The organism is Pseudomonas sp. P867, assembly GCF_019891455.1.
Lineage (GTDB): Bacteria > Pseudomonadota > Gammaproteobacteria > Pseudomonadales > Pseudomonadaceae > Aquipseudomonas > Aquipseudomonas synxantha_A.
On the sequence record NZ_JAFLXB010000003.1, the window covers coordinates 83,120 to 105,703 of the forward strand.

General features: G+C 57.5%; 20 protein-coding genes. 5 read left to right on the forward strand and 15 right to left on the reverse strand.

Annotated elements, in window-relative coordinates; genetic code table 11:
- Positions 1 to 3 precede the first annotated feature (3 nt).
- The 6 genes from J1G33_RS06825 to fadD2 form a co-directional block, all read right to left on the reverse strand.
- Positions 4 to 1,734 (reverse strand): thiamine pyrophosphate-binding protein, encoded by a 1,731-nt coding sequence (locus J1G33_RS06825; protein ID WP_223017843.1) that lies wholly within the window; start codon positions 1,732 to 1,734, stop codon positions 4 to 6.
- Positions 1,735 to 1,748: 14 nt separating this feature from the next.
- On the reverse strand, positions 1,749 to 2,528 hold the full coding sequence (locus J1G33_RS06830) for a phytanoyl-CoA dioxygenase family protein (RefSeq protein WP_148852596.1): 780 nt from the start codon (positions 2,526 to 2,528) through the stop codon (positions 1,749 to 1,751).
- A gap of 64 nt (positions 2,529 to 2,592) precedes the next feature.
- On the reverse strand, positions 2,593 to 3,945 hold the full coding sequence (gene aroA, locus J1G33_RS06835) for a 3-phosphoshikimate 1-carboxyvinyltransferase (protein WP_032879766.1): 1,353 nt from the start codon (positions 3,943 to 3,945) through the stop codon (positions 2,593 to 2,595).
- Positions 3,946 to 4,244: 299 nt separating this feature from the next.
- Complete coding sequence (locus tag J1G33_RS06840) at positions 4,245 to 5,033, reverse strand: SDR family oxidoreductase (RefSeq protein ID WP_223017844.1); 789 nt, start codon at positions 5,031 to 5,033, stop codon at positions 4,245 to 4,247.
- 172 nt (positions 5,034 to 5,205) lie between these two features.
- On the reverse strand, positions 5,206 to 6,897 hold the full coding sequence (gene fadD1 / locus J1G33_RS06845; protein ID WP_223017845.1) for a long-chain-fatty-acid--CoA ligase FadD1: 1,692 nt from the start codon (positions 6,895 to 6,897) through the stop codon (positions 5,206 to 5,208).
- A gap of 381 nt (positions 6,898 to 7,278) precedes the next feature.
- A complete protein-coding gene (gene fadD2 / locus J1G33_RS06850) occupies positions 7,279 to 8,967 on the reverse strand; it encodes a long-chain-fatty-acid--CoA ligase FadD2 (protein WP_078822156.1) in 1,689 nt (562 codons plus the stop codon).
- Positions 8,968 to 9,177: 210 nt separating this feature from the next.
- Between fadD2 and J1G33_RS06855 the strand changes: the two genes are divergently transcribed.
- Both J1G33_RS06855 and J1G33_RS06860 read left to right on the forward strand, forming a co-directional pair.
- Complete coding sequence (locus tag J1G33_RS06855; RefSeq protein WP_148852600.1) at positions 9,178 to 10,122, forward strand: alpha/beta hydrolase; 945 nt, start codon at positions 9,178 to 9,180, stop codon at positions 10,120 to 10,122.
- Between the two features lie 56 nt (positions 10,123 to 10,178).
- Entirely contained in the window at positions 10,179 to 10,649 is a 471-nt protein-coding gene (locus tag J1G33_RS06860; protein WP_003193747.1) for a MaoC family dehydratase, read from the forward strand.
- Positions 10,650 to 10,792: 143 nt separating this feature from the next.
- On the opposite strand, the gene J1G33_RS06865 is transcribed toward J1G33_RS06860, so the two are convergent.
- The gene (locus J1G33_RS06865) at positions 10,793 to 11,260 is read right to left on the reverse strand and encodes a PA2169 family four-helix-bundle protein (protein ID WP_003175720.1); all 468 of its coding nucleotides are present in this window, start codon (positions 11,258 to 11,260) and stop codon (positions 10,793 to 10,795) included.
- 204 nt (positions 11,261 to 11,464) lie between these two features.
- Between J1G33_RS06865 and J1G33_RS06870 the strand changes: the two genes are divergently transcribed.
- Together J1G33_RS06870 and J1G33_RS06875 are read left to right on the forward strand one after the other, a co-directional pair.
- Complete coding sequence (locus J1G33_RS06870) at positions 11,465 to 11,701, forward strand: DUF3820 family protein (protein ID WP_005790761.1); 237 nt, start codon at positions 11,465 to 11,467, stop codon at positions 11,699 to 11,701.
- A 10-nt stretch (positions 11,702 to 11,711) separates the two neighbouring features.
- Positions 11,712 to 12,887 (forward strand): aminotransferase class V-fold PLP-dependent enzyme, encoded by a 1,176-nt coding sequence (locus J1G33_RS06875; RefSeq protein ID WP_032879761.1) that lies wholly within the window; start codon positions 11,712 to 11,714, stop codon positions 12,885 to 12,887.
- Positions 12,888 to 13,089: 202 nt separating this feature from the next.
- Here J1G33_RS06875 and J1G33_RS06880 read toward each other — a convergent pair whose 3' ends face one another.
- The 3 genes from J1G33_RS06880 to zwf are packed head-to-tail and all read right to left on the reverse strand — an operon-like array spanning position 13,090 to position 15,939.
- Positions 13,090 to 13,755 (reverse strand): bifunctional 4-hydroxy-2-oxoglutarate aldolase/2-dehydro-3-deoxy-phosphogluconate aldolase, encoded by a 666-nt coding sequence (locus J1G33_RS06880; RefSeq protein WP_032803689.1) that lies wholly within the window; start codon positions 13,753 to 13,755, stop codon positions 13,090 to 13,092.
- A 17-nt stretch (positions 13,756 to 13,772) separates the two neighbouring features.
- Positions 13,773 to 14,486: a 6-phosphogluconolactonase gene (pgl, locus tag J1G33_RS06885; protein WP_032879760.1), complete on the reverse strand. Its 714-nt coding sequence runs from the start codon at positions 14,484 to 14,486 to the stop codon at positions 13,773 to 13,775.
- Positions 14,473 to 15,939, reverse strand: coding sequence for a glucose-6-phosphate dehydrogenase (zwf, locus tag J1G33_RS06890; protein ID WP_032879759.1), 1,467 nt, complete (start codon positions 15,937 to 15,939; stop codon positions 14,473 to 14,475). The genes pgl and zwf overlap by 14 nt, the downstream gene beginning before the upstream one ends.
- Positions 15,940 to 16,158: 219 nt before the next feature.
- Here zwf and J1G33_RS06895 point away from each other — a divergent pair, with 219 nt between their 5' ends.
- Positions 16,159 to 17,019, forward strand: a complete 861-nt coding sequence (locus J1G33_RS06895; protein WP_169856377.1) for a MurR/RpiR family transcriptional regulator — start codon at positions 16,159 to 16,161, stop codon at positions 17,017 to 17,019.
- A 121-nt stretch (positions 17,020 to 17,140) separates the two neighbouring features.
- Here J1G33_RS06895 and J1G33_RS06900 read toward each other — a convergent pair whose 3' ends face one another.
- The 5 genes from J1G33_RS06900 to J1G33_RS06920 form a co-directional block, all read right to left on the reverse strand.
- A complete protein-coding gene (locus tag J1G33_RS06900) occupies positions 17,141 to 17,986 on the reverse strand; it encodes a D-hexose-6-phosphate mutarotase (protein WP_005790774.1) in 846 nt (281 codons plus the stop codon).
- A gap of 98 nt (positions 17,987 to 18,084) precedes the next feature.
- Positions 18,085 to 19,434, reverse strand: coding sequence for a carbohydrate porin (locus J1G33_RS06905; protein WP_078822158.1), 1,350 nt, complete (start codon positions 19,432 to 19,434; stop codon positions 18,085 to 18,087).
- A gap of 137 nt (positions 19,435 to 19,571) precedes the next feature.
- Positions 19,572 to 20,735 carry a sn-glycerol-3-phosphate ABC transporter ATP-binding protein UgpC gene (gene ugpC, locus J1G33_RS06910; RefSeq protein WP_103734747.1) on the reverse strand — a complete coding sequence of 388 codons (1,164 nt, stop codon included), beginning with the start codon at positions 20,733 to 20,735 and terminating at the stop codon, positions 19,572 to 19,574.
- A gap of 2 nt (positions 20,736 to 20,737) precedes the next feature.
- On the reverse strand, positions 20,738 to 21,583 hold the full coding sequence (locus J1G33_RS06915) for a carbohydrate ABC transporter permease (protein WP_005790778.1): 846 nt from the start codon (positions 21,581 to 21,583) through the stop codon (positions 20,738 to 20,740).
- A complete protein-coding gene (locus J1G33_RS06920; protein ID WP_005790780.1) occupies positions 21,576 to 22,484 on the reverse strand; it encodes a sugar ABC transporter permease in 909 nt (302 codons plus the stop codon). Before J1G33_RS06920 ends, J1G33_RS06915 begins: the two co-directional genes overlap by 8 nt.
- Positions 22,485 to 22,584: the final 100 nt, after the last annotated feature.

Sequence of the window (22,584 nt, forward strand, 5' to 3'; positions counted from 1 at the left end):
TCCTTACAGTAATGGATGGTCTTTCAAGCGTGTGCCGTATTCGCTATTGGGCGTGGTATGTCGCCCGTCGCATTTGACTTCAATCAGATGAGGTGCGGCGGTGCTCATGATGCTTTCAATACAATCTTGCAAGGCCTGTGGGGAGTCCACGCACGTCGCGCTCACGCCCAGGCTCTGGGCAAACAGGCACCAGTTGTAATCGGGAATTTGCGTCAGCGCGGCTAAGTTGTCTTTGTTATTGAAGTAACTTGCCGAATAGGACCGGTTATTGAAAACGACGAAGACGATATTCAACCCATGTTTCGCGGCGGTCGATAGCTCAAGGCCCTGCATCAGCATGCAGCCATCACCGGTAATCACCATGGTTTTGCCATCGGGGCGGGCGAAACTTGCACCGATGCCTGCCGGGATACTCCAGCCCATCGGGCCTAATGTGGTTGCCGATAAATAGGCCGCCGCCCCCCGCGCGGTCCAGTAGTGGCCGAAGAAGGATCGATGGGAGCCCGAATCGACACACACCACGCCATCACTGGGGAAAAACGCTTGCAGCACCGGGATATAGGCGGCGGGATGGTCGGCAAGATTGCCCGTAGCTTTGGCATCGACCGGGTAATGCAGCGGCACCCGTTGAAGATCATTCGACCATCTGGAGCGACTCTCCTGGCTGGCCTCCAGCTCTTGTGCGTGAACCTCGCTGACCAGCCTCAGGAAACCCTCCCCCGTCGCCACCACACCGTGATCAATATCAAGATACCGTCCCAGATAATCTGGGTTCTCATCCACCTGGATCGCGCCAAATTGAGGCCTTAGCTCATGGGACCAGAGCATGGTGCTCCATTGAGTGGTATCAAGCCCAAGGAGAATCACACCGTCCACACCGCCCTTGAACGCCTCGATAGCGCGCTTGTTTCCCGAATAACCGTAAACGCCCAAGGCGTTGGGATGGTCCTCCGGGAACAGCCCTTTAGCGCTCAAGGTGGTCGCGACCGGAATCGAAAAGCGCTCGGAGAATGCCAGGAGCGCAGCGCCAACCTTGGAGTTTTTGCAACGTAGCCCCGCGAGAATGACGAGATTTGTCGAGCGCTTGAACACGGCCTTGATCGCCGCGCTTTTGATCTTTTCAACGGCAAGCGCTTGGTTGCTCCACGACTCCAGTACGTTGGCAGCGATATCGGCGCGGCTCGTGGATTTCTCGTACAGTGCTTCCTTGCTGACGGCCAAGTAGGTCGGGCCTTTTTCCATGCCTTTCAACAACCGCACCGATTCGCGCAAAAACGCCGACAAGGGTTGCCCTGCCTTGACCTCGAGGGCACTGCGGGTGATGGGTTTGAATACATCACACAGATTCACGCCGGTTTGGCTCCCGTCCTGCAGCACGTTTTGCATTTCCAGCGATGACGCAATCTGGCCCGACAAGAGCAAGACCGACTGGTGGTCCGTGTAAGCGGAAGCGATCCCGGTCAGCGCGTTGGTAACACCCGGCCCGCCTATCACCAGGCACACCCCGAATGTTTCACTGGCACGCGCATAGCCTTCGGCCATATAGGACGCGCCTGTTTCACACGCTGTAACCACCGGTTCAATGTCAAGCGTTGTAGAGCCATCACTGGGATAACAACGCATAAACGCATTGATCAACTTGCCAGGCACCATGAAGAAGTGCGTAACCCCCAAAGACTGAAGTTGGCGAAGAATGTAATGTGCACCGGTTTCGCCAGTACTTTGCAATTCCATTGCAGATCCCCTGTTCAGATCTCGATAAATGTGATGTTCTCGCCCTTCATCTTCAACACGGCATCTTGTGAAAAAGAAGAGGGGTAGCGCACATTGGGCATATCGGCAAAATATGGCTTGGGGCTGTTGGGCAAATAGTCCGAAACATGCAGACTGCGCTCAGCCCGGGCACGCAGGTAGGTAATGTAGGATGCGTTATGTTTGGTCGAAGCAGAAACAGTCCATTGAATGGCCAGCTTTGTTTCCACAGGCGTCTGATCCGGCGCACTGCTGCGATGAGTTACTCGATTATCCCAAATAACCAGATCGCCGGCCTTACTCATGATCGTGCGCTCGAATTTTACCGGCTCGGCGAGCCTGATCTTGACTTCATCTTTACTGAGCTTGTGCGACCCCGGCAGTAAGGTGATGCCGCCGCCCGACACAGGATCATTATCTTGAAGATAATAAGCACACTGTAAGAATTCGGGAAATGCGCTAGGCGAAATCACTTCGTCGGGAAGAAAGTACGCATCATTGTGCCATGGTATATAAACGCTCTCGCGCACCGTAAAATTCGGTAACAGCGAAAAATCCGACTGAAAAATATCCTTTATCGCCTGAATAGCACCAGGATGGAGCAGTGCATTGACCATATCACTAAATTGCAGAAACGCCGTTGGCAACAGCGTGCTCTGCTCGGTCTCTGCCAAACTATGGACATACGTTTTACGCAACTTTTCCACCTGCTCGCTGCAGAGTACTCCTGGAATAACGACGTACCCATCCCGCTCAAGCTTTTCTCGAAAGTTCATGATCTATAATCCGTTATATAGAGGGTGACCCAGGCCACCCTCCCTTTAATTCAAAGATAAAAAGTCAGACTTCAACATGCTTGGCAGCTGTCGAGCTTTCTTCAAACGACACGCCCAGACGTTCAAACTCCTGGAAGAAATCCGGAAAGGAACAATGAACGTCCTGATAACCATCCAACTCATTAAGCTGTTGGCACCGCAAGGAAGCCACAAACAATGACATGAAAATTCGATGGTCACCCCAGGCTGACAACACTGCATCACCGGCGTAACTCGGTTCACCACGAATAACGAAGCCATCGTAGACGCCGTTTTTAAACAACGGCTGTATGTCCACACCCATTTTCACCAGCTCGGTCACCATCGCCTCAATACGTGGCGACTTGTGCAAGCGCGTAATGGAGCCGCCGGTCACTTTGAACTCACCCTGCACATAAGCACCGATCGCCGCCAGTGTCGGCACAATATTGGGGTAATCACTCGCATCGAAATGATACTTGCCTTTTAACTCAGCCAACTTATTAACAATGCGTACTTCATTGGCAGCGTCATTGAACTCAACATTGACGCCCAGCGCCTCGGCCACTTTGAGAATCGCACGCTCGCCCTGCAAACTCTTGCTGTTCATGTTCTTGAGCGTCAACTCGCCCGGAAAGATGATGCCGGCCGCGATCAAATAGGACGATGAGGTGTAGTCACCGACGATCGTATAGTTCGCGCTGCGATAGTGGCCGGGATACACCGTAATTTGTGAATAGTCAGCGTTCACCTCATAGCTGATCCCCGCGGTGCTGAGGGTTTCCAAAGTCTGCTTGATATACGAAAGCGACAGAATTTCACCGCGGATATTCACCACCGTAGGTTGTTTGGCGAGGGGGGCGCAGAACAGAATCGCAGTGATGAATTGCGAGCTGATATTGCCCTCAATCGTACACTCTCCCCCTTTATAACCCCCCCAGTTCACAATCGGGGCCTTGCCACTGTGGTTGATGCATGAAATATGGGCCCCCAGCCCTTCCAGGGCGACAAACAAAGGCTCCATGACACGCCCCCGCAGAACTTCATCACCGGTAATAACCGCCGGCGTCGTTGTAAAGCACGTCAACGCAGCAAACACTCGAAATACCAACCCGGAGCCTAGAGCGTCGATCACCTTCTTTTCGGGCTTGATCAAGCCGCCTGTGCCAGTTACCACTAATCTGCCTGGTTGCTCCTCAATAATTGCACCAATACTACGACATGCCTTTTTCATTGTTTCGGTTTCAAGGCAACGAAGGTCGTTGTAAATATAAGAAGTTCCCGAGGCGAGGCTGGCGGCAATAATTGCCCGTTGTGTTTCAGGTTTTGAGGACGGGATGGTGGCGATAGTGCCGATCGATGAGGTAGGAAAGACTTTCAAGCGTTTTTGGGTCGACATGCATTGCTCCCTAAGACAGTAGATCCAATGTGATCGGCGAGCGGGCATTACGCTCACCGACGCGACAGAAATATCTTGTTACAACCACTAAAAACCTATCCTAGGGTTTAACGCGTTTCAAATAACAAAATGGAATAAGATTGGATCCAATCTATGACTCATTGAATTTTTTCGTTTTACTTCAGTCCGTTACGGCACACAAGAAAAAGCAAAACCCATAAAAAAACCGCCATCGCTGGCGGTTTAAATTTTAAAAACTCTACTATTTCATATGGCACAACGACATCTTTGGCTATCCATTAGAAGATACCCGGGTAGGCGCCGCCATCGATAAGGATGTTCTGACCGGTCACATAGGCAGCCTGATAACTGCATAAAAAAGCGCACAATGCAGCGAACTCAGCCGGGTCACCAAAGCGCCCCGCCGGAATGGTTGCCAGTCGACTTTCAGCCATAGCGTTCACTGTTTTTCCTGAACGCTCTGCCGCCACTTGAAAGGTATTTTCCAATCGCTCGGTTTTGAACGCACCGGGGAGAATATTATTGATCGTGGTGTTTCTCGACGCGAAGTCTTTCTGACGCGCCAAGCCCGCCACAAAACCGGTAAGCCCACATCGGACTGAGGTTGAAAGCCCCAATGCATCCAGGGGCGCTTTAACCGCGCCGGAAGTTATATTGATTATCCGGCCGAAGCCTCGACCTGCCATGGAATCGATCACTGACTTGATGAGTTCGATAGGTGCCAACATATTGGTATCAATTGCTGCACGCCACTCTTGATCGGTCCATTCACGAAAGCTCCCAGGCTTGGGCCCCCCGGCATTATTGATCAATATATCAACTTGCGGGGCAGCATCGATCAATGCCTGGCGAATCGAAGGGTCAGTAATATCACCTACCACCGTGATGACTTCTCCCTCAGGGTTTCTGAGTTTCAAACGCTGTGCGGCAGCCTCTAAGTCAGGCGCCCCCCGTGCGTTAATCACGATGTTTACCCCCTCGTCCGCAAGCGCCTGGGCACAGCTATAACCCAACCCTTTACTGGCAGCGCAGACGACAGCCCATTTACCTCTAATCCCTAAGTCCATCATCACTCCTCGATCAGCCGTCAACTTGCAAGCGTCGCGTATTTAGCGAGCGTGCGTCGTTATTAGTCGATATCACACAAGCCCGTGGAGTGACAAGCCGGGCATTACGCCGCGCCAGAGGCAAAAAAATACCCCTCAGCGAGGGGTACTTTTCAATTCACGCTTTACCGGGCTATTTCTTCACACCCAGCTTTTTCAGTTCTTCATCACGCAATTCACGCCGCAGAATCTTGCCGACGTTAGTTGTAGGCAACGCATCACGGAACTCAACAGCCTTGGGCACCTTGTAGCCGGTGACGTTGGCGCGCATGTGCTCCATCACCTGGTCCTTGGTGAGGGTGGCGCCTGGCTTGACCACGATGAAGATCTTGATGTGCTCTCCGGACTTCTCGTCCGGCACACCGATGGCTGCGCACTGCAACACGCCCGGCAGGCCTGCCAGTACGTCTTCCAGTTCGTTGGGGTAGACGTTGAAGCCGGAGACCAGAATCATGTCTTTCTTGCGGTCGACAATGCGCATATAGCCGTCTGGCTGGATGATCGCGATGTCACCGGTTTTCAGCCAACCTTCGCTGTCGAGCATCTCGGCGGTGGCGTCTTCGCGCTGCCAGTAGCCCTTCATGACTTGCGGGCCCTTGACGCACAGCTCGCCGGTTTCACCCAGCGCCAACTCGGTACCGTCGTCGGCGATGACTTTACACACTGTGGACGGTACCGGAATGCCAATGGTGCCGATCTGGATATGCTGGATCGGGTTCACCGTGGCCACCGGGCTGGTTTCGGTCATGCCGTAGCCTTCGCAGATACCACAGCCGGTCACGGCCTTCCAACGCTCGGCGGCCGCCAATTGCAGGGCCATGCCGCCCGACAGGGTGACTTTGAGCGCGGAGAAATCGAGTTTGCGGAAGGCTTCGTTGTTGCACAGCGCCACGAACAGGGTATTCAAGCCGACGAACCCGCTGAACTTCCACTTCGACAGTTCCTTGACCATCGCCGGCAGGTCACGCGGGTTGCTGATCAGGATGTTGTGGTTGCCGATCAGCATCATCGCCATGCAGTGAAAGGTGAAGGCATAGATGTGGTACAGCGGCAGCGGTGTGATCAGGATCTCGCAGCCTTCGTTGAGGTTGGACCCCATCAGCGCCTTGCATTGCAGCATGTTGGCGACGAGGTTGCGGTGGGTCAGCATCGCGCCCTTGGCCACACCGGTGGTACCGCCGGTATATTGCAACACCGCCACATCGCTGCTGGCCGGGCTGACATCATTCACCGGCTGGCCATGGCCCTTGGCAAGCACGTTATTGAACGTGATGGCCTGGGGCAAGTGATAGGCCGGGACCATCTTCTTCACGTACTTGATCACGCTGTTGATCAGCAGGCGCTTGAACGGCGACAGCAGGTCGGCGACTTCAGTGACGATCACATGCTTGACGGCGGTCTTGGGCACGACTTTTTCAGCCAGGTGCGCCATGTTGGCCAGGCAAACCAGGGCCTTGGCCCCGGAATCATTGAATTGATGTTCCATTTCCCGCGCGGTGTACAGCGGGTTGGTGTTGACCACGATCAGGCCGGCACGAATGGCGCCGAACACGGCGACCGGGTATTGCAGGACGTTGGGCAGTTGCACGGCGATTCGATCGCCAGGCTTCAAGTCGGTATGCTGTTGCAGATACGCGGCAAATGCCCCGGACAATTCGTAGAGTTCACCGTAGGTGATGGTCTTGCCCAGGTTGCTGAAAGCCGGTTTGTTGGCGAAGCGCTGGCAGGACTGCTTCAGTACCGCCTGAATATTCGGATACTCGTCTGGATTGATCTGTGCAGCAATCCCGGCGGGGTACTTATCCTTCCAAAAGTCTTCATTCATGGAAGCCCACTCCTCAGCGACGCGAATTCATCATCGCATTTGATGCGATTATTATTGGTGTATGTTTTTAGGTGAATCTGGCGCTTTCAAGCAGGCCGAGACGTCACAAAGCGCGCCGAGAGTAGCAGCTTTGCCGAGGGCCGCCTAGAGCCAAAAGAGGGCCCTACAGTCATAAACATGACTCAAGAATATCCAATGGTCACTTTTAGAGCAAAAATTCTATATCAATGAAATACGCTCTGGAATGGGCTTTCCTGGGCGACGGATAACAAATGTGGGAGGGGGCTTGCTCCCGATAGCAGTGTGTCAGTCAACAGAGTCTTTGGCTGATCCACCGCTATCGGGAGCAAGCCCCCTCCCACATTTTGACCCTATTTCAATTCAGGCGATGTCGCGAAGCTCGCGCCGCAGAATTTTCCCCACCGGCGTCATCGGCAAAGACTCCCTCAGCACAATGTGCTTGGGCACCTTGTACCCCGTGAAATTGGCCTTGCAGTACGCCTTCAGCTCCTCAATGCTCACCCCTTGGGCCCGCGCTACCACGAACAGCTTCACCGCCTCCCCCGTGCGCTCGTCCGGCACGCCGATCACCGCGCAGCTGGCTACGGCCGGGTGGGCCATCACCACATCTTCGATTTCGTTGGGATAGACATTGAAGCCGGAGACGATAATCAGGTCTTTCTTGCGATCAACAATGCTGACATAGCCGTCGGTGTCGATCACGGCAATGTCACCGGTCTTGAGCCAGCCTTCAGCGTCCAGGGTTTCGGCGGTGGCCTGGGGTTGCTGCCAGTACCCCTTCATCACCTGCGGGCCCTGGATGCATAACTCGCCGCGCTCACCCAACGGCAGTTCGTGCCCTTGATCATCAACCACTTTCATGGCGGTGCCCGGCACCGGAATGCCCACGGTCCCCAGGCGCGACAGGCCGCCGTACGGGTTGGTGCTGGCCACCGGTGAAGTTTCGGTGAGGCCGTAGCCTTCGCCGATGGAGCAACCGGTCAGCGCCTTCCACCGTTCCGCCGTGGCCTTGACCAGAGCGGTGCCGCCGGAGTTGGTGATCTTGAGATGGGAGAAATCCAGGCTCTTGAAATCCGGGTGATCCATCAACGCCACAAACAGGGTGTTGAGCCCCAGCAGCCCGGTGAAGCGCCACTGCTTGAGCTCCTTGATAAAGCCGCCAATGTCCCGTGGGTTGGTGATCAGCACGTTGTGGTTGCCGGACACCATCATGCACATGCAATTCGCCGTGAATGCATAGATATGGTACAGCGGCAGCGGTGCGATCATGACCTCCTGCCCTTCCTTGATCAGCGGGTGGCCGTCTTCACCCAGTTGCGACATGCACGCCCGCACCTGCTGCATGTTCGCCACCAGGTTGCCATGGGTGAGCATCGCGCCCTTGGCCAGGCCGGTGGTGCCGCCGGTGTATTGCAGCACGGCAATATCGTCCAGGGTTACCGGATGGCGCGTCACCCCAAGGCCCGCGCCCATGCGCAACGCACGCTTGAACGACACAGCCCGTGGCAGGTGGTAGGCCGGGACCATCTTCTTCACCTTGTCGACCACGGTGTTGACCAGCCAGCCTTTGGCGGCGGGCATGAAGTCGCCCATCCTGGCTTCGATCAAGTAGTCGATCTCGGTGTCGGTGCAGACCTCCTGCACCCGCGAACCGAACAGGTTGAGGTACACCAGCGCCCGCACACCTGCGTCCTTGAACTGGTGGCGCATCTCGCGGGGGGTGTACAGCGGGTTGGTATTGACCACGATCAGCCCGGCGCGCAATGCGCCGAATACCGCAACCGGATAATGCAGCACATTAGGCATTTGCACCGCGATGCGCTCGCCAGGCTTGAGGTCGGTGTGCTGTTGAAGGTAACCGGCGAACGCCGCACTCTGGCGTTCAAGCTCGGCGTAGGTCAGGGTAATGCCCATGTTGCTGAACGCCGGACGGTCGGCAAAGGTCTTGCAGGAACGCTCGAAAACTTCGATCACCGACTTGTAGGTGGTGAGGTCGATGTCATTGGGAACGCCCGCTGCGCGTTTGTCATTCCAGAAATCAGGTTGCATTATTCTTGTCCTCTTACCTGAGTATGTCCGGCCGCTTTAAGCGTTTATAAAAAGCGGAGCTTTGGGGACGTTAGCAGCTATGAGCAAACAGGCAAATACGCTAAATCGTGTCATTGATTGTATGAATCTTGCGTCTAACGTGTAGGCAGATACCCCGCAACTCTGCGAATGAGCTATACACTGCAACGACCCTGAGCAAAGGAAGCCGCCATGACCCACAGCACCTTCTGGCTGACCGCGAATGACCACAGCCGCCTGTACGTCAATCAATGGCTGCCAGACACCCCGCCCAAGGCGGTGGTGATGCTCTCCCACGGCATGGCCGAACACAGTGGTCGTTATGCTCGCCTGGCCGACGCCTTGTGCAGCGCCGGCTACGGGGTGTATGCGCTGGACCAGCGCGGTCATGGGCGTACTGCCGATGAGGGCACCCTGGGGCTGTACGCTGAAAAGGATGGCTGGAACAAAGTGGTCGGCGACCTGGCCAGCCTCAACCAGCATATCGGCCAGCAAAAACCGGGCCTGCCGATTATTTTGCTCGGCCACAGCATGGGCAGCTACATCGCCCAGGGCTATTTGCTGCACCACAGCGCCAGCCTGCATGGCGCGATTCTCAGCGGTTCGAATTTCCAGCCGGTAGCGTTGTATAGCGCGGCACGGCTGATCGCACGTATCGAACGCATGCGCCAGGGGTTGCGCGGCCGCAGTGCGTTGATCGAGTTCCTGTCATTCGGCTCGTTCAACAAAGCGTTCAAACCCAATCGCACCGCCTGCGACTGGCTGAGCCGCGACCCGGACGAAGTCGACAAGTACATCAGCGACCCGCTCTGCGGTTTTCGCTGCACCAACCAGTTATGGGTCGACCTGCTGGGCGGCTTGCAGCAAATCAGCAAAGCGTCCAATCTCGCGCAGATCGACCCGGGCTTGCCGATCCTGGTGATGGGCGGCGAATGTGATCCGGTAAGTGAAGGCAAGCGTCTCAAGGACCTGGCCCATGCCCTGCGTGAGGCCGGCTGCCAGAACATACAATTGAACCTCTACCCGCAGGCGCGGCATGAAGTATTCAACGAAACCAACCGTGATGAAGTCACCGCCGACCTTCTGAGCTGGCTGGAACAGGCGCTGACGTTGCGCAGGCCAGCCCGCTGCGAATAGTTTTTGCTTTAAAATCAGCCGATTAATTACCGATAAGCCACAGGATGCACCTTTAGATGACCCAGGTAACCAACACCCCGTACGAGGCGCTCGAAGTGGGCCAGACCGCCAGCTTCAGCAAGACCGTCGAAGAGCGTGATATCCAGTTGTTTGCCGCCATGTCCGGCGACCACAACCCGGTGCACCTGGATGCCGAATACGCCAAGGCAACCATGTTCAAGGAGCGCATTGCCCACGGCATGTTCAGCGGTGCGCTGATCAGTGCGGCCGTAGCCTGCGAGCTGCCTGGGCCGGGCACTATCTACATCGGCCAGCAAATGACCTTCCAGAAGCCGGTCAAGATTGGCGATACCCTTACCGTGCGTTTGGAAATCCTTGAAAAACTGCCGAAGTTTCGCGTACGCATCGCTACACGCGTATTCAACCAGCGTGATGAGTTGGTGGTAGATGGCGAGGCAGAGATTCTGGCGCCGCGCAAGCAGCAGGTGGTGACGTTGACCGAGTTGCCGCCGATCAGTATTGGCTGAGGCTGACTGCAATCTCTGCATTTACACAATACAAATGTGGGAGGGGGCTTGCCCCCGATGGCGGTGAGTCAGTCACTGAATAGGTCGACTGATTCACCGCCATCGGGAGCAAGCCCCCTCCCACAGTTGCTACAGTGCAGGTCTTACGACTGAGCACGAGCCTGGTTACGCAGGGCTTTTACCTGGTCGTGGTTGCGCTGTACGCCGTGGTACTGACGCTCCACCAGGTCACGAATGCCCAGCAGGTTGTGCTTGTTGATCTTCTCGATCGCTTCACGGTAAGCCTTCAGTGCGTGGTCTTCACCGCGCTCGGCTTCGTTCAGTACCGCTTCTTCATCCTTGCCAGTGACCATCGACTTCACGTCGACCCAGCCACGGTGCAGAGCACCCGCTACGCTGCCGGAATCTTCCGGATCGCCACCCAGGGCACGCACGGCGGTTTTCAATTCAGCGGCGGCAGTGGCGCAATCAGCAGAGCGCTTGGCAAACAGAGCCTTGAGTTCCGGATGCTTGATATCTTCAGCGCATTCCTTGAAACCCTTTTGGCCGTCGATGCTGGTTTCGATCAGGTCGTTCAGTACGGAGATCGATTCTTTATTGATGTCAGTCATTTTTCAATTCCTTGTACGGGTTAGAAGGGTGTCTTGGTTATTGCAGCGCCCGTGCCAGGTTTTTAAGAATTAACTTATCCTTTAATTTCAATAACTTATGAAATATTGAACCATCTGTATGTGCGTTATTTGCATGATCTGTCATTTGGCCTTCATGCAGAATGCCTGTATTTTCGAAGACCTCGCCTCAATCCCGCGAAGCTTATGAATCCTGAAAAACTCGAACTGCTGATCACCCGCGAAATGCCCTTCGGCAAATACAAGGGCCGGATCATCGCCGACCTGCCTGGCCCCTACCTGAACTGGTTTGCCCGTGAAGGTTTCCCCCACGGCGAATTGGGCGGTCTGCTGGCCTTGATGCAGGAAATCGACCACAACGGCCTGGCCGAACTGCTCGAACCACTGCGTGCCAAACACGGCAAACCCGCCCCCCGCCATTAAGAGACTCGCCATGCCAAGGAATGCCGACAACGAACGCCACTGGCACACCATCGCCCAGTGCTATGACCTGCAACCCGGGCCGATCAACCTGGAAAACGGCTACTTCGGGCGTATGAGCCGTGCAGTGCAGGCGCAATACCTTGAGCACATCAGCTTTATCAACCGCAGCAACTCGGTGCATGTGCGCCAACGTTTCGAGCAAGGTGAAAACGTCGAGATTCGCCGCACGCTGGCGGCATTGATTGACGTCGACCCCGAGTCGATCGCCTTCACGCGCAACGCTACCGAAGCCTTACAGTCGCTGATCCGCAACTACAACCGCCTGCAACCCGGCGACCAGGTGCTGATCAGCGATTTGGAGTACGACACGGTCAAGGGCGCCATGCGCTGGCTTGCCGATGTTCGCGGCGTGGAGGTGATCGAGGTGTCACACACCCACCCGGCCAGTTTCGACAGCCTGGTGCAGACGTATAACAAGGCGTTCGCGCAGTATCCGCGTCTTAAACTGATGGCCCTGACGCATGTCACTCACCGCACCGGCCTGGTGATGCCCGTTGCGGCCATTGCCAAGGCCGCACGCGAACAGCATATCGACGTGATCCTCGACGGCGCCCACGCCCTGGGCCAGTTCGAGTTCAACCTGGCTGAACTGGGCATCCAATTCGCGGGGTTCAACCTGCACAAATGGATGGGTGCACCGCTGACCCTGGGCTTTTTATATATCGCCCCCGAGCGCCTGGCCGATATCGACCCGGACATGGGCGAGTTTCACTACCCGGCCACGGATGTGCGCGCTCGTACGTCCTACAGCACACCGAACTTTCCCGCGCTGATGACCTTGCCGTTGGTGTTTGAAGAACATCGGCAATTGGGTGGCGCCGCGGCCAAGGGTGCGCGGGTCAATTACCTGCGGGATCTGTGGGTAAACCAGGTGCGCCCCTTGCCGGGTATTGAAGTGCTGACCTCGGATGATCCGCGGCTGTATTGCGGGATCACCGCGTTCAAGTTCCTCGGGCGGGATCAGCAGGTGATGGTGGATCGTATGCTCAGGGACTACGACTTGTTTACCACCACGCGTGTGGGTGCGTCGTTTGGCACCTGTATTCGGGTGACACCAGGGTTGGTGACATCGGCAGCGGACATCGACGTGCTAGTCAACGCCATTAACCAGTTGAGCACAGATTAAACATGTGGGAGCTGGCTTGCCTGCGATGGCGGTGTATCAGCGCAAGAGATGTCAGCTGACCCACCGCTATCGCAGGCAAGCCAGCTCCCACAGTTGAACATCGGTGTTCTTGAGGTTTCTGCAGGCAAAAAAAAGCGGCACACCGACCAAGTGCACCGCAAAAATGCCGTTAAGCACAGCAACAACGATTCTGTAAATCCGCTCAGTCCAGCAGCGCCAGCGCCTGTGCGGTAACTTCCTGGATGCGTGCCCAGTCGCCGTTCCTGACCCACTCAGGATCAAGCATCCAGCTACCGCCCACGCACATCACGTTTTTCAACGCCATGTAGCTTTTGATATTGGCCGGGCCAACGCCGCCGGTCGGGCAGAATTTCACTTCGCCAAACGGGCCGCCCAGCGCCTTGATGGCCGCGACGCCGCCGCTGACTTCGGCCGGGAACAACTTGAAGCGGCGGTAACCCAGGCCGTAGCCTTCCATGATACCGGAGGCATTGCTGATGCCCGGCAGCAGCGGGATCGGGCTGTGTACCGAGGCTTCCAGCAGGTCGCGGGTAATGCCAGGGGTAACGATAAATTGCGAACCTGCCACTTCGGCCGCTTCGAGCATGTGACGATCAAGCACGGTACCGGCACCGGTGCACAGTTCAGGACGTTGCTCGCGCAAGACCTGAATGGCCTTGAGGCCGAACTCGGAACGCAGGGTCACCTCCAACGCGGTCAAACCGCCGGCTGCCAGGGCGTCGGCCAACGGCAGGATGTCCTGCTCGCGGGCGATGGTGATCACCGGCAGGATCCGCGCCTTGGCGCAGAGGCTGTCGATCAAGGCAACTTTATCCGCCATGGACACGGTCGGTTGAGGGCTTTTCATAGCGGCTGATCCTTGGCTCATGGGCACCAGTAAATCTCTAGAGTAGGTTGCAAAAACGCGCGAATCGGCATGGCAGCAACATCGTCGCTGGCCAGCGCGGCGCTCAAGGTGGTCAATTTCGAACTGCCGGAAATCGACAGCACGGTGTAGTTGGCCGTCGCCAGCAGCGCACGACTCATGGTCAGGCGCTGGTGCGGCACGGTTGGCGCCAGCATCGGCCAGCAACGGCGAGTACCGTCGGCCTTCAGTGCCTCTGCCAGGTTGGGGCTGTTGGGGAACAGCGAGGCGGTGTGGCCGTCATCGCCCATGCCCAGCACCAGCACATCAATGCCGGGCAGTTCGGCCAGCAGCCGATCGGCCTGCTCGGCAGCGTCTTCAAGGTTGGCGGCGGCACTGTACAGGCTGAGGAACCTGGCCGCGGCTGCCGGGCCTTGCAGCAGGTGCTGCTTCAACAGGCCGGCATTGCTGTCGGCGTGTTCGACCGGTACCCAGCGTTCATCGGCCAGGGTGACGGTGACCCTGGACCAGTCCAGCCCCTGCTTGGCCAGGTTCTGGAAAAACGCCACGGGGCTGCGTCCACCGGACACCACCAGCGTCGCCTCGCCACGGGCGCTGATGGCAGCGCGCAGTTGTTCGGCCACGTCATGGGCCAGGCCATCGGCCAGCAGCGTGGGCGTACGGTACTCATGGGCAGTAACGCCCTGAGGCAGTTTCAATTCAGATATCGCCATACCACGACCTCCCATCCCGCGTAATCAGTGCAATCGAGCTCATCGGCCCCCAGGACCCCGCCGCATACGGCTTGGGTGCATCACCGGACTTTTTCCAGCCGGCGATCAACTGGTCACACCACTTCCACGCAGCTTCGATTTCATCTTTGCGAACAAACAGGTTCTGATTGCCGCGCATCACTTCCAGCAACAACCGCTCGTAGGCATCCGGGATGCGTGCGCTGCGATAGGTGTCGGAAAAATTCAGTTGCAGTGGCCCGCTGCGCAGTTGCATGCCCTTGTCCAGGCCCTGCTCTTTGGTCATCACGCGCAAGGAAATACCTTCGTCCGGTTGCAGGCGAATGATCAGCTTGTTGCTGATCTGCAGGCGCTGCTCGGGGGCGAAGATGTAGTGGGACGGTTCCTTGAAATGGATGACAATCTGCGACAGCTTTTGCGGCATACGTTTGCCAGTACGCAGGTAGAACGGCACCCCGGCCCAACGCCAGTTGCGAATATCGGCACGCAGGGCGACGAAGGTTTCGGTGTCGCTCTGGGTGTTGGAATTGTCTTCTTCCAGATAACCCGGCACGGCTTTGCCCGCACTGTAGCCGGCAATGTATTGGCCGCGTACCACCTGGGTGGTCAGGCCCTCGGGGCTGATCGGCGCCAGGGCCTTGAGCACCTTGACCTTCTCGTCGCGGATACTGTCGGCGGACAGGTCGGCCGGCGGGTCCATGGCGATCAGGCACAGCAACTGCAGCAGGTGGTTCTGGATCATGTCACGCAGCTGGCCGGCCTTGTCGAAGTAGCCCCAACGGCCTTCGATGCCGACCTGCTCGGCCACGGTGATTTCCACGTGGGAAATGTAGTTCTGGTTCCACTGGGTTTCGAACAAACTGTTGGCGAAACGCAGGGCGATCAGGTTCTGGACGGTTTCTTTGCCCAGATAGTGGTCGATACGGTAGGTGCGGTTTTCCGGGAAAAACTGCGCCACCGCATCGTTGACCTTGCGCGAGGATTCCAGGTCCGAACCGATGGGCTTTTCCAGGACCACGCGGGTGTTTTCCGCCAGGCCCACCTTGGACAGGTTCTCGCAGATAGCCCCGTACACCGCCGCGGGGGTAGCGAAGTAGGCGATCAGGCGTTGCTCGCCGCCGACCTTCTCGGCAAGGGCGACGTAGTCGTCAGCCTTCATGAAGTCGACATGCACGTAGGCCAGGCGCGCAAGGAAGCGCGCGGCCACGGCCTCGTCGAGTTCCTTGCCGACGTATTTACGCAATTCTTTTTCGATATGGGCCAGATGTTGCTGCTCGCTGCCGGCTTCACGGGCCAGGGCCAGGATGCGCGTATCGTCGTGCAGCAGCCCGGCGCCATCGAGTTGATAGAGGGCAGGAAATAACTTGCGCAGCGCCAGATCACCCAAGGCGCCAAACAGGGCAAAGGTGCAGGGTTCTACGGTTATCGAAGGCATGATGTTTGTTCTTTTATCAAGTTAAGCTACAAATACCTTTTTTCAAGGCATCACTCAAGGAAAAATGTAGTAATAACCACAACATTTTCCGGAAATACGCATTGCGAGTGGTGGTGTTCAGCTACCCTCAGTAGGATAGGCCACCGCGAAAAGCCAGTCGTCGATTGGTTGCCGCCCTTTATTTGCATCGTCGCCCGAAGGAAAGACTGAATGGACCGCGTGCGAAATCTTCTGGAACAGATCCGGAACCGCCTCGAAGAATTAAACAAGGCCGAGCGCAAAGTCGCTGAAGTCATCCTGCTCAACCCGCAGCAGGCTACACGCTTCTCGATCGCTGCCCTCGCCCAGGCCGCCTCGGTCAGCGAACCGACGGTCAACCGCTTCTGCCGTTCGTTCGGCGTCAGCGGTTACCCTGAACTTAAATTGCAGTTGGCGCAAAGCCTGGCCAGTGGCGCCGCGTATGTCAGCCGTGCCGTGGAGGCCGATGATAACCCCGAGGCCTACACCCAGAAGATCTTTGGCAGCGCCATTGCGTCCCTGGACAGCGCTTGCCAGGCCCTGGACCCGGCGCTGATCAGCAAGGCGGTGGACTTGTTGATCCAGGCGCGCCAGATCCACTTCTTCGGCCTGGGCGCCTCGGCGCCGGTGGCCATGGATGCGCTGCACAAGTTTTTCCGCTTCAACCTGGCGGTGACCGCTCATGCGGACGTGCTGATGCAGCGCATGATCGCTTCGGTAGCGCATACCGGCGAGCTGTTCGTGATCATTTCCTACACCGGACGCACACGCGAACTGGTGGAAGTGGCGCGTATCGCCAGGGAAAACGGTGCGTCAGTGTTGGGCGTGACCGCCGAAAACTCGCCGCTTGCCAAGGCCAGTACAGTAAGCCTGAACATCCCGTTGCCGGAAGACACCGATATCTACATGCCGATGACTTCTCGGATCATCCAATTGACCGTGCTGGATGTGCTGGCGACCGGCATGACCCTGCGTCGCGGGGTGGATTTCCAGCCGCATTTGCGCAAGATCAAAGAGAGTTTGAATGACAGCCGGTATCCGGTGGGGGATGAGTTCAACTAAGCCTGGACCTGTGTTGGCTGCACTGGCCTCATCGGGAGCAAGCCCCCTCCCACAGTTTGATGTGTGAATACCTTCAAATGTGGGAGCTGGCTTGCCTGCGATAGCGCCATCAGCCACACCGCTAAGCTCCAGCCCGAGCCTGCAGACTCAAATGCGCCCTCTCCCCCGGCGCCAGGCTCGCACCGGCCATCGCCGACTCCACGCACACAAACCCCGACGCCTCGTTAAAGCTCACGCCCAACAGCGGTCGGCTACCTGGATGCCACACCACCGTGTCGGCGCTGTCGCCGGTGTCGATACACAGTTCACGCTGCCAGGCGTGGTCCTTGAGCTGTAGTTCGCCCTCATGCTGGAACACCCGCTGGCAACCGCCATCGACCCGCAGTTCACCTTCCTGCTGGCAGACCTGACGGTTGAGCTGATCATAACCTTGCGCGCCGTCGAGCCCAGACAGCGCTACCTCGTCAACGTGACCAATACGCCAGTAAGCGTGCAAAGCATGGCTCAACTGGCACGGCAACTCGTCCTGGTGCTCGGTGCTCAGGCGCAGTTCCAGGGTTTCGCCCAAGTGCGCGTGCAAGTCCACCTGCCAGTCGCACAATTGCAATTGCCAGTGCAGGCGCACGCCATCGTCATCGGTGCTGCTGTCGAGCAGCTTCCAGTCAATCAGGCGCGCCCAGCCATGGGACGGCCATGCGTTTTCGCTGGGGTGACGGCCATACCACGGCCAGCACACCGGTACGCCACCACGGATAGCCCCGACTTGCGGCCATTTGGCGGCGCACCACAGCCACGGCTTCTGGCCCGTCGGTTGAAAGTGCAGCAATTGCGCACCCTGGCGACTGAACACCGCCTGGCACAGGGGGTGGTCGATCACCAACACATCGCGCATCTGAAAGCGCTCCCAGGCGAACACCGGCCGCTCGCGCAGGGATTTGAAAAAGCGTTGCAGCGGTTGCTCATGCATGTGCACAGGTTCCGAATATCACAGTGCAAGCCAAAAAAAAGCGGATAGCCATGGCTACCCGCAAATGCGCACAGAGAGAGGAGCTTATCGCAACAGCGTTAGAAGGTAGACTGAATTTTCAGGCCGGCGACCAAGGCGTTGTCGACTTGATCCACACCACCTGGGTGGGTGATGTATTGCAGGTTAGGGCGTACGGTCAGCCAATTGGTGACATGGAAGCCGTAGTTGATTTCGTAGTTGTATTCGGTACCTTGCAGCGGCATGTAACCGGCCTGGCTGTAGTCAGTAAAACCACCTGCCGCGTTACGCAGCTCTGCGGTTTTCTTCACGTCATCGTTGACATGGATACGGGCAAAACCGATGCCGATGTCATCCTTTGGACGCGCATCGAACGGGCCCTTGTACACAAACATCAGCGACTGATAGTTGTCGATGAAGTTGGTGTCCTTGTCGTGGAAGGTGACGTTAGCCGCAACGTTCAGACCACGGGAGGCATCACCATTGTGAGTGGTGAGTTGCTGTTGCACCACGCCCCAGTAGCCGCTTTTGCTGTTGCGAACGCGCAGGGCATCGCCAGTGGCGCCAGCGTCGCCGCCATTGACGTCTTCGCGCACATCATCAGCGTCAGCCGTGCTCTTGTAGTAACCCACGCGGTACTCGCCCGGCAGGCCATTGACCTTCGGCGACCACACCAATTCAACTGGCAACACGGTGCCCTTGGTGCCGCTGCCGCTGAGCTTGAAGCCGTTGCCCATTTCGGTTTGCGATGGGTTCTGGTTGTACGCGCCAATTTGCGCATACAGTTCAGGCGTGATGTGGTATTTCACACGCAGAGCGGCCTGGCTGACGGGCCAGTTGTACCAGATGTTGGTGGCCCAGTTACCCACTTGGGAACCGCAGAACGCCAGGTTCTGGAACTCGCAGGGGAAGGTGTTGAAGTCTTCGCCTTCACCGAAGTAACCGGCTTTGACGTCCAGCTTGCCGTCGAGGAACTGATGCTGGATCCACAGTTGGGTCAGACGCACCATGTGGCCACGGCCATACACTTCCTGCGATGAACTCAAGGTGCCAGCACGCGGGTCACCAACACGGTCGTTGGAGATGTTCTCGCCATTACGATTGGTCAACTGGATCTTGGCCTGGGTGTTATCCCAGCCCCACAGTTTTTGCAGGTCCAGTGCCACGCCAAGACCAAACTGGTCAGAGTAGCGACCGGTCTTGTCGTCGTTATAACCGCCGTGGGCGTTGTAGCCCATCTCCCCAACGTAGTCGGCCTTGATGTCGATACCTTGCTCGATCAGCTTGGTACGCTCACCGCCCCAATCGCCGGTCATCCATTTGGAATCGGCACTGAAGGCTTCATCTGCCATCGCATTGGCGGACAAAACCAGGGCTGCTACCGCTGACAGCTGGCAGATCAGCCGGGTGTTGTTGTGTTGCTTTTTCATCCCTACATCCTCGTCTTTATTGTTATTAAACTGTTTTTATCTAACGCGGGTTACATTTTTTAACTAAAACAACTGGTTATCTTCTTTTTCCTGTGGGAACCGGGCTTGCCCGCGATGCAGGCGCCTCGGTCCTGCAGTTACAACGCGGTGACGCCATCGCGGGCAAGCCCGGCTCCCACAGATGCCCCCAGTGAGCCAGCAGTCCCCAATCGCTCACCGGTCTTGGCGTCAAACAGCAACACCTTGGCCGGGTCGAATTGCAGCGTCAGTGTCTCACCCACCTGCGGCGCGACGTCCGGCGCCAAACGGCAGCAGACCTTGGTGTCGTTGAGCTGCACAAACACCAGCGTGTCCGGGCCGGTCGGCTCGGTCACCTGCACTTCGGCACGAATACTCGACGAGCCATTGCCCTCGCCCGCCGCCAACACGATCTGCTCCGGGCGCAGGCCGAGGATCACATCGCGGTCTTCAAGCCCGGCGTCATTCATGCTCAGCGGCAACTCGCAACGGGCCTGGCCGCTGTCCAGCAGCGCGACCAGGCGACCGTCCTTGCGTTGCAGGCGCAAAGGCACGAAGTTCATCGGTGGTGAACCGATAAAGCTTGCCACAAACAGGTTGGCCGGGTCGTTATAGATTTCTTTCGGCGTGCCGAATTGTTGGATGATGCCGTCCTTCATCACCGCCACTTTATCGCCCAGGGTCATCGCTTCGATCTGGTCGTGGGTGACGTAGACGGTGGTGGTTTTCAGACGCTGGTGCATCAGCTTCATTTCGGTGCGCATCTCGACGCGCAATTTGGCGTCGAGGTTGGACAGCGGTTCGTCGAACAGGTAGATCTTCGGCCGGCGCGCCAGCGCTCGGCCCATGGCCACACGCTGCTGCTGGCCACCGGACAGTTGGCCCGGCTTGCGGTTGAGCAGGTGTTCGATCTGCAGCAGCTTGGCCACGCGTGCGACTTCGGCGTCGATGTCGGCTTGCGGCATCTTGCGAATCTTCAGGCCGAACTCGATGTTCTCGCGCACGCTCATGGTCGGGTACAGCGCATAGGACTGGAACACCATGGCGATGTCGCGATCCTTGGGGCTCATGCCGCTGACATCCTGGTCGCCGATCATGATCGCGCCGCCGGTGATGGTCTCAAGGCCGGCGATGCAGTTCATCAGCGTGGACTTGCCGCACCCCGAAGGGCCGACCAGGATCAGGAATTCGCCTTCCTTGATCGACAGTTCGATGTTCTTCAAGGTGTCGGGCAGGCCGGCGCCGTAGGTTTTGTTTACATTGCGAAGTTCAAGCGTAGCCATGATTACCCCTTGACCGCGCCGGCCGTGAGGCCGCGCACGAAATACTTGCCTGCGATCACATAGACCAGCAGGGTCGGCAGCCCGGCGATCATCGCCGCCGCCATATCCACGTTATATTCCTTGGCCCCGGTGCTGGTGTTGACCAGGTTGTTCAGCGCCACCGTGATGGGCTGCGAGTCGCCGCTGGAGAACACCACGCCGAACAGGAAGTCGTTCCAGATCTGTGTGAACTGCCAGATCAGGCAGACCATGATGATCGGCGTCGACATCGGCAGAATGATCTGCCGGAAGATGGTGAAGAAACCCGCACCGTCCAGGCGTGCCGCCTTGATCAGCGCATCCGGGATGCTTACGTAGTAGTTACGGAAAAACAGCGTGGTGAACGCCAGGCCGTAGACCACGTGGATAAACACCAGGCCGGTGGTGGTGCTGGCCAGGCCCATCTTGCCGAGGGTGAACGACGCGGGCAGCAGCACGGTCTGGAACGGCAGGAAGCAGCCGAACAGCAACAATCCAAAGAACAGTTGCGAGCCTCGGAAACGCCAGAACGACAACACATAGCCATTCAAGGCCCCGATGGCGGTGGAAATCAGCACGGCTGGAACGGTGATCTTGATCGAGTTCCAGAAGTAACCATCCACAGTGGCCCAGGCCTTGACCCAGCCGATGCCACTGACCACGGTCGGCCAGCTCAGCAGGTTGCCGCTGCTGATGTCTTCGGGAGTCTTGAAGCTGGTGAGCAGCATCACCACCAGCGGCACCAGGTACAGCAGCACGGCGAGGATCAGCACCGCATAGATCGCGATACGACTCAGGCTGATGGCAGGTTTGGAGGCGAGACTAGTCATTACGTTTGGTCCTCAGCTCGGAGTAGAGGTACGGCACGATGATCGCGAGGATCGCACCGAGCATCAGGATTGCACTGGCCGAGCCCATGCCCATCTGGCCACGGCTGAAGGTGAACGAGTACATGAACATCGCCGGCAGATCGGACGAATAGCCCGGGCCACCCGCGGTCATCGCCGCCACCAGGTCGAAGCTCTTGATCGCAATGTGCGCCAGGATCATCACTGCACTGAAGAACACCGGACGCAGGCTGGGCAGCACGACGCTCCAATAGATGCGCGGCAGGCTGGCACCGTCGATCTGGGCAGCGCGGATGATCGATTGATCAACCCCACGCAGGCCAGCCAGGAACATCGCCATGATAAAGCCCGAGGCTTGCCACACAGCGGCGATCACCAGGCAGTAGACCACGCGGTCGGGGTCGATCAGCCAGTCGAGACGGAAGCCTTCCCAGCCCCAATCCCGCAGAAGTTTGTCCAGGCCCATGCCCGGGTTGAGCAACCATTTCCAGGCGGTACCGGTGACGATCATCGAAAGCGCCATCGGGTACAGGTAAATGGTGCGGATAAAGCCTTCGCGGCGGATTTTCTGGTCGAGGAAAATCGCCAGCGTCACGCCGATCACCAGGGTGATGCCAATGAACATGCCGCCGAACAGCGCCAAGTTTTTGCTCGCCACCCACCAACGGTCGTTGTCGAACAAACGCTCATACTGAGCCAGGCCCGCCCACTTGTAGCTGGGCAGGAACGTGGAAGTGGTGAACGACAGCACGAACGTCCACAGGATGTAGCCGTAAAAGCCTACCAGCACGATGAACATGCTCGGCGCCAGCACCAGTTTGGGTAGCCAGCGTTGCAGCACATCGAACGGCGAGGCCTTGCTGAACACAGCAACAGAACTCATGGGAAAATCCACTACAGGGAAAAAGGACTACAAGGTGAGTCTCTTGTCGAACGCGGTTTGTGTGGGAGCTGGCTCGCCTGCGATGGCATCACCTCGGTGT

Excerpts from the sequence above, each read along its gene's own strand:
- J1G33_RS06825 (WP_223017843.1), bottom strand. The coding sequence starts at position 1,734 with ATGGAATTGCAAAGTACTGGCGAAACCGGTGCACATTACATTCTTCGC.
- J1G33_RS06830 (WP_148852596.1), bottom strand. The coding sequence starts at position 2,528 with ATGAACTTTCGAGAAAAGCTTGAGCGGGATGGGTACGTCGTTATTCCA.
- aroA (WP_032879766.1), bottom strand. The coding sequence starts at position 3,945 with ATGTCGACCCAAAAACGCTTGAAAGTCTTTCCTACCTCATCGATCGGC.
- J1G33_RS06840 (WP_223017844.1), bottom strand. The coding sequence starts at position 5,033 with ATGGACTTAGGGATTAGAGGTAAATGGGCTGTCGTCTGCGCTGCCAGT.
- fadD1 (WP_223017845.1), bottom strand. The coding sequence starts at position 6,897 with ATGAATGAAGACTTTTGGAAGGATAAGTACCCCGCCGGGATTGCTGCA.
- fadD2 (WP_078822156.1), bottom strand. The coding sequence starts at position 8,967 with ATGCAACCTGATTTCTGGAATGACAAACGCGCAGCGGGCGTTCCCAAT.
- J1G33_RS06855 (WP_148852600.1), top strand. The coding sequence starts at position 9,178 with ATGACCCACAGCACCTTCTGGCTGACCGCGAATGACCACAGCCGCCTG.
- J1G33_RS06860 (WP_003193747.1), top strand. The coding sequence starts at position 10,179 with ATGACCCAGGTAACCAACACCCCGTACGAGGCGCTCGAAGTGGGCCAG.
- J1G33_RS06865 (WP_003175720.1), bottom strand. The coding sequence starts at position 11,260 with ATGACTGACATCAATAAAGAATCGATCTCCGTACTGAACGACCTGATC.
- J1G33_RS06870 (WP_005790761.1), top strand. The coding sequence starts at position 11,465 with ATGAATCCTGAAAAACTCGAACTGCTGATCACCCGCGAAATGCCCTTC.
- J1G33_RS06875 (WP_032879761.1), top strand. The coding sequence starts at position 11,712 with ATGCCAAGGAATGCCGACAACGAACGCCACTGGCACACCATCGCCCAG.
- J1G33_RS06880 (WP_032803689.1), bottom strand. The coding sequence starts at position 13,755 with ATGAAAAGCCCTCAACCGACCGTGTCCATGGCGGATAAAGTTGCCTTG.
- pgl (WP_032879760.1), bottom strand. The coding sequence starts at position 14,486 with ATGGCGATATCTGAATTGAAACTGCCTCAGGGCGTTACTGCCCATGAG.
- zwf (WP_032879759.1), bottom strand. The coding sequence starts at position 15,939 with ATGCCTTCGATAACCGTAGAACCCTGCACCTTTGCCCTGTTTGGCGCC.
- J1G33_RS06900 (WP_005790774.1), bottom strand. The coding sequence starts at position 17,986 with ATGCATGAGCAACCGCTGCAACGCTTTTTCAAATCCCTGCGCGAGCGG.
- J1G33_RS06905 (WP_078822158.1), bottom strand. The coding sequence starts at position 19,434 with ATGAAAAAGCAACACAACAACACCCGGCTGATCTGCCAGCTGTCAGCG.
- ugpC (WP_103734747.1), bottom strand. The coding sequence starts at position 20,735 with ATGGCTACGCTTGAACTTCGCAATGTAAACAAAACCTACGGCGCCGGC.
- J1G33_RS06915 (WP_005790778.1), bottom strand. The coding sequence starts at position 21,583 with ATGACTAGTCTCGCCTCCAAACCTGCCATCAGCCTGAGTCGTATCGCG.
- J1G33_RS06920 (WP_005790780.1), bottom strand. The coding sequence starts at position 22,484 with ATGAGTTCTGTTGCTGTGTTCAGCAAGGCCTCGCCGTTCGATGTGCTG.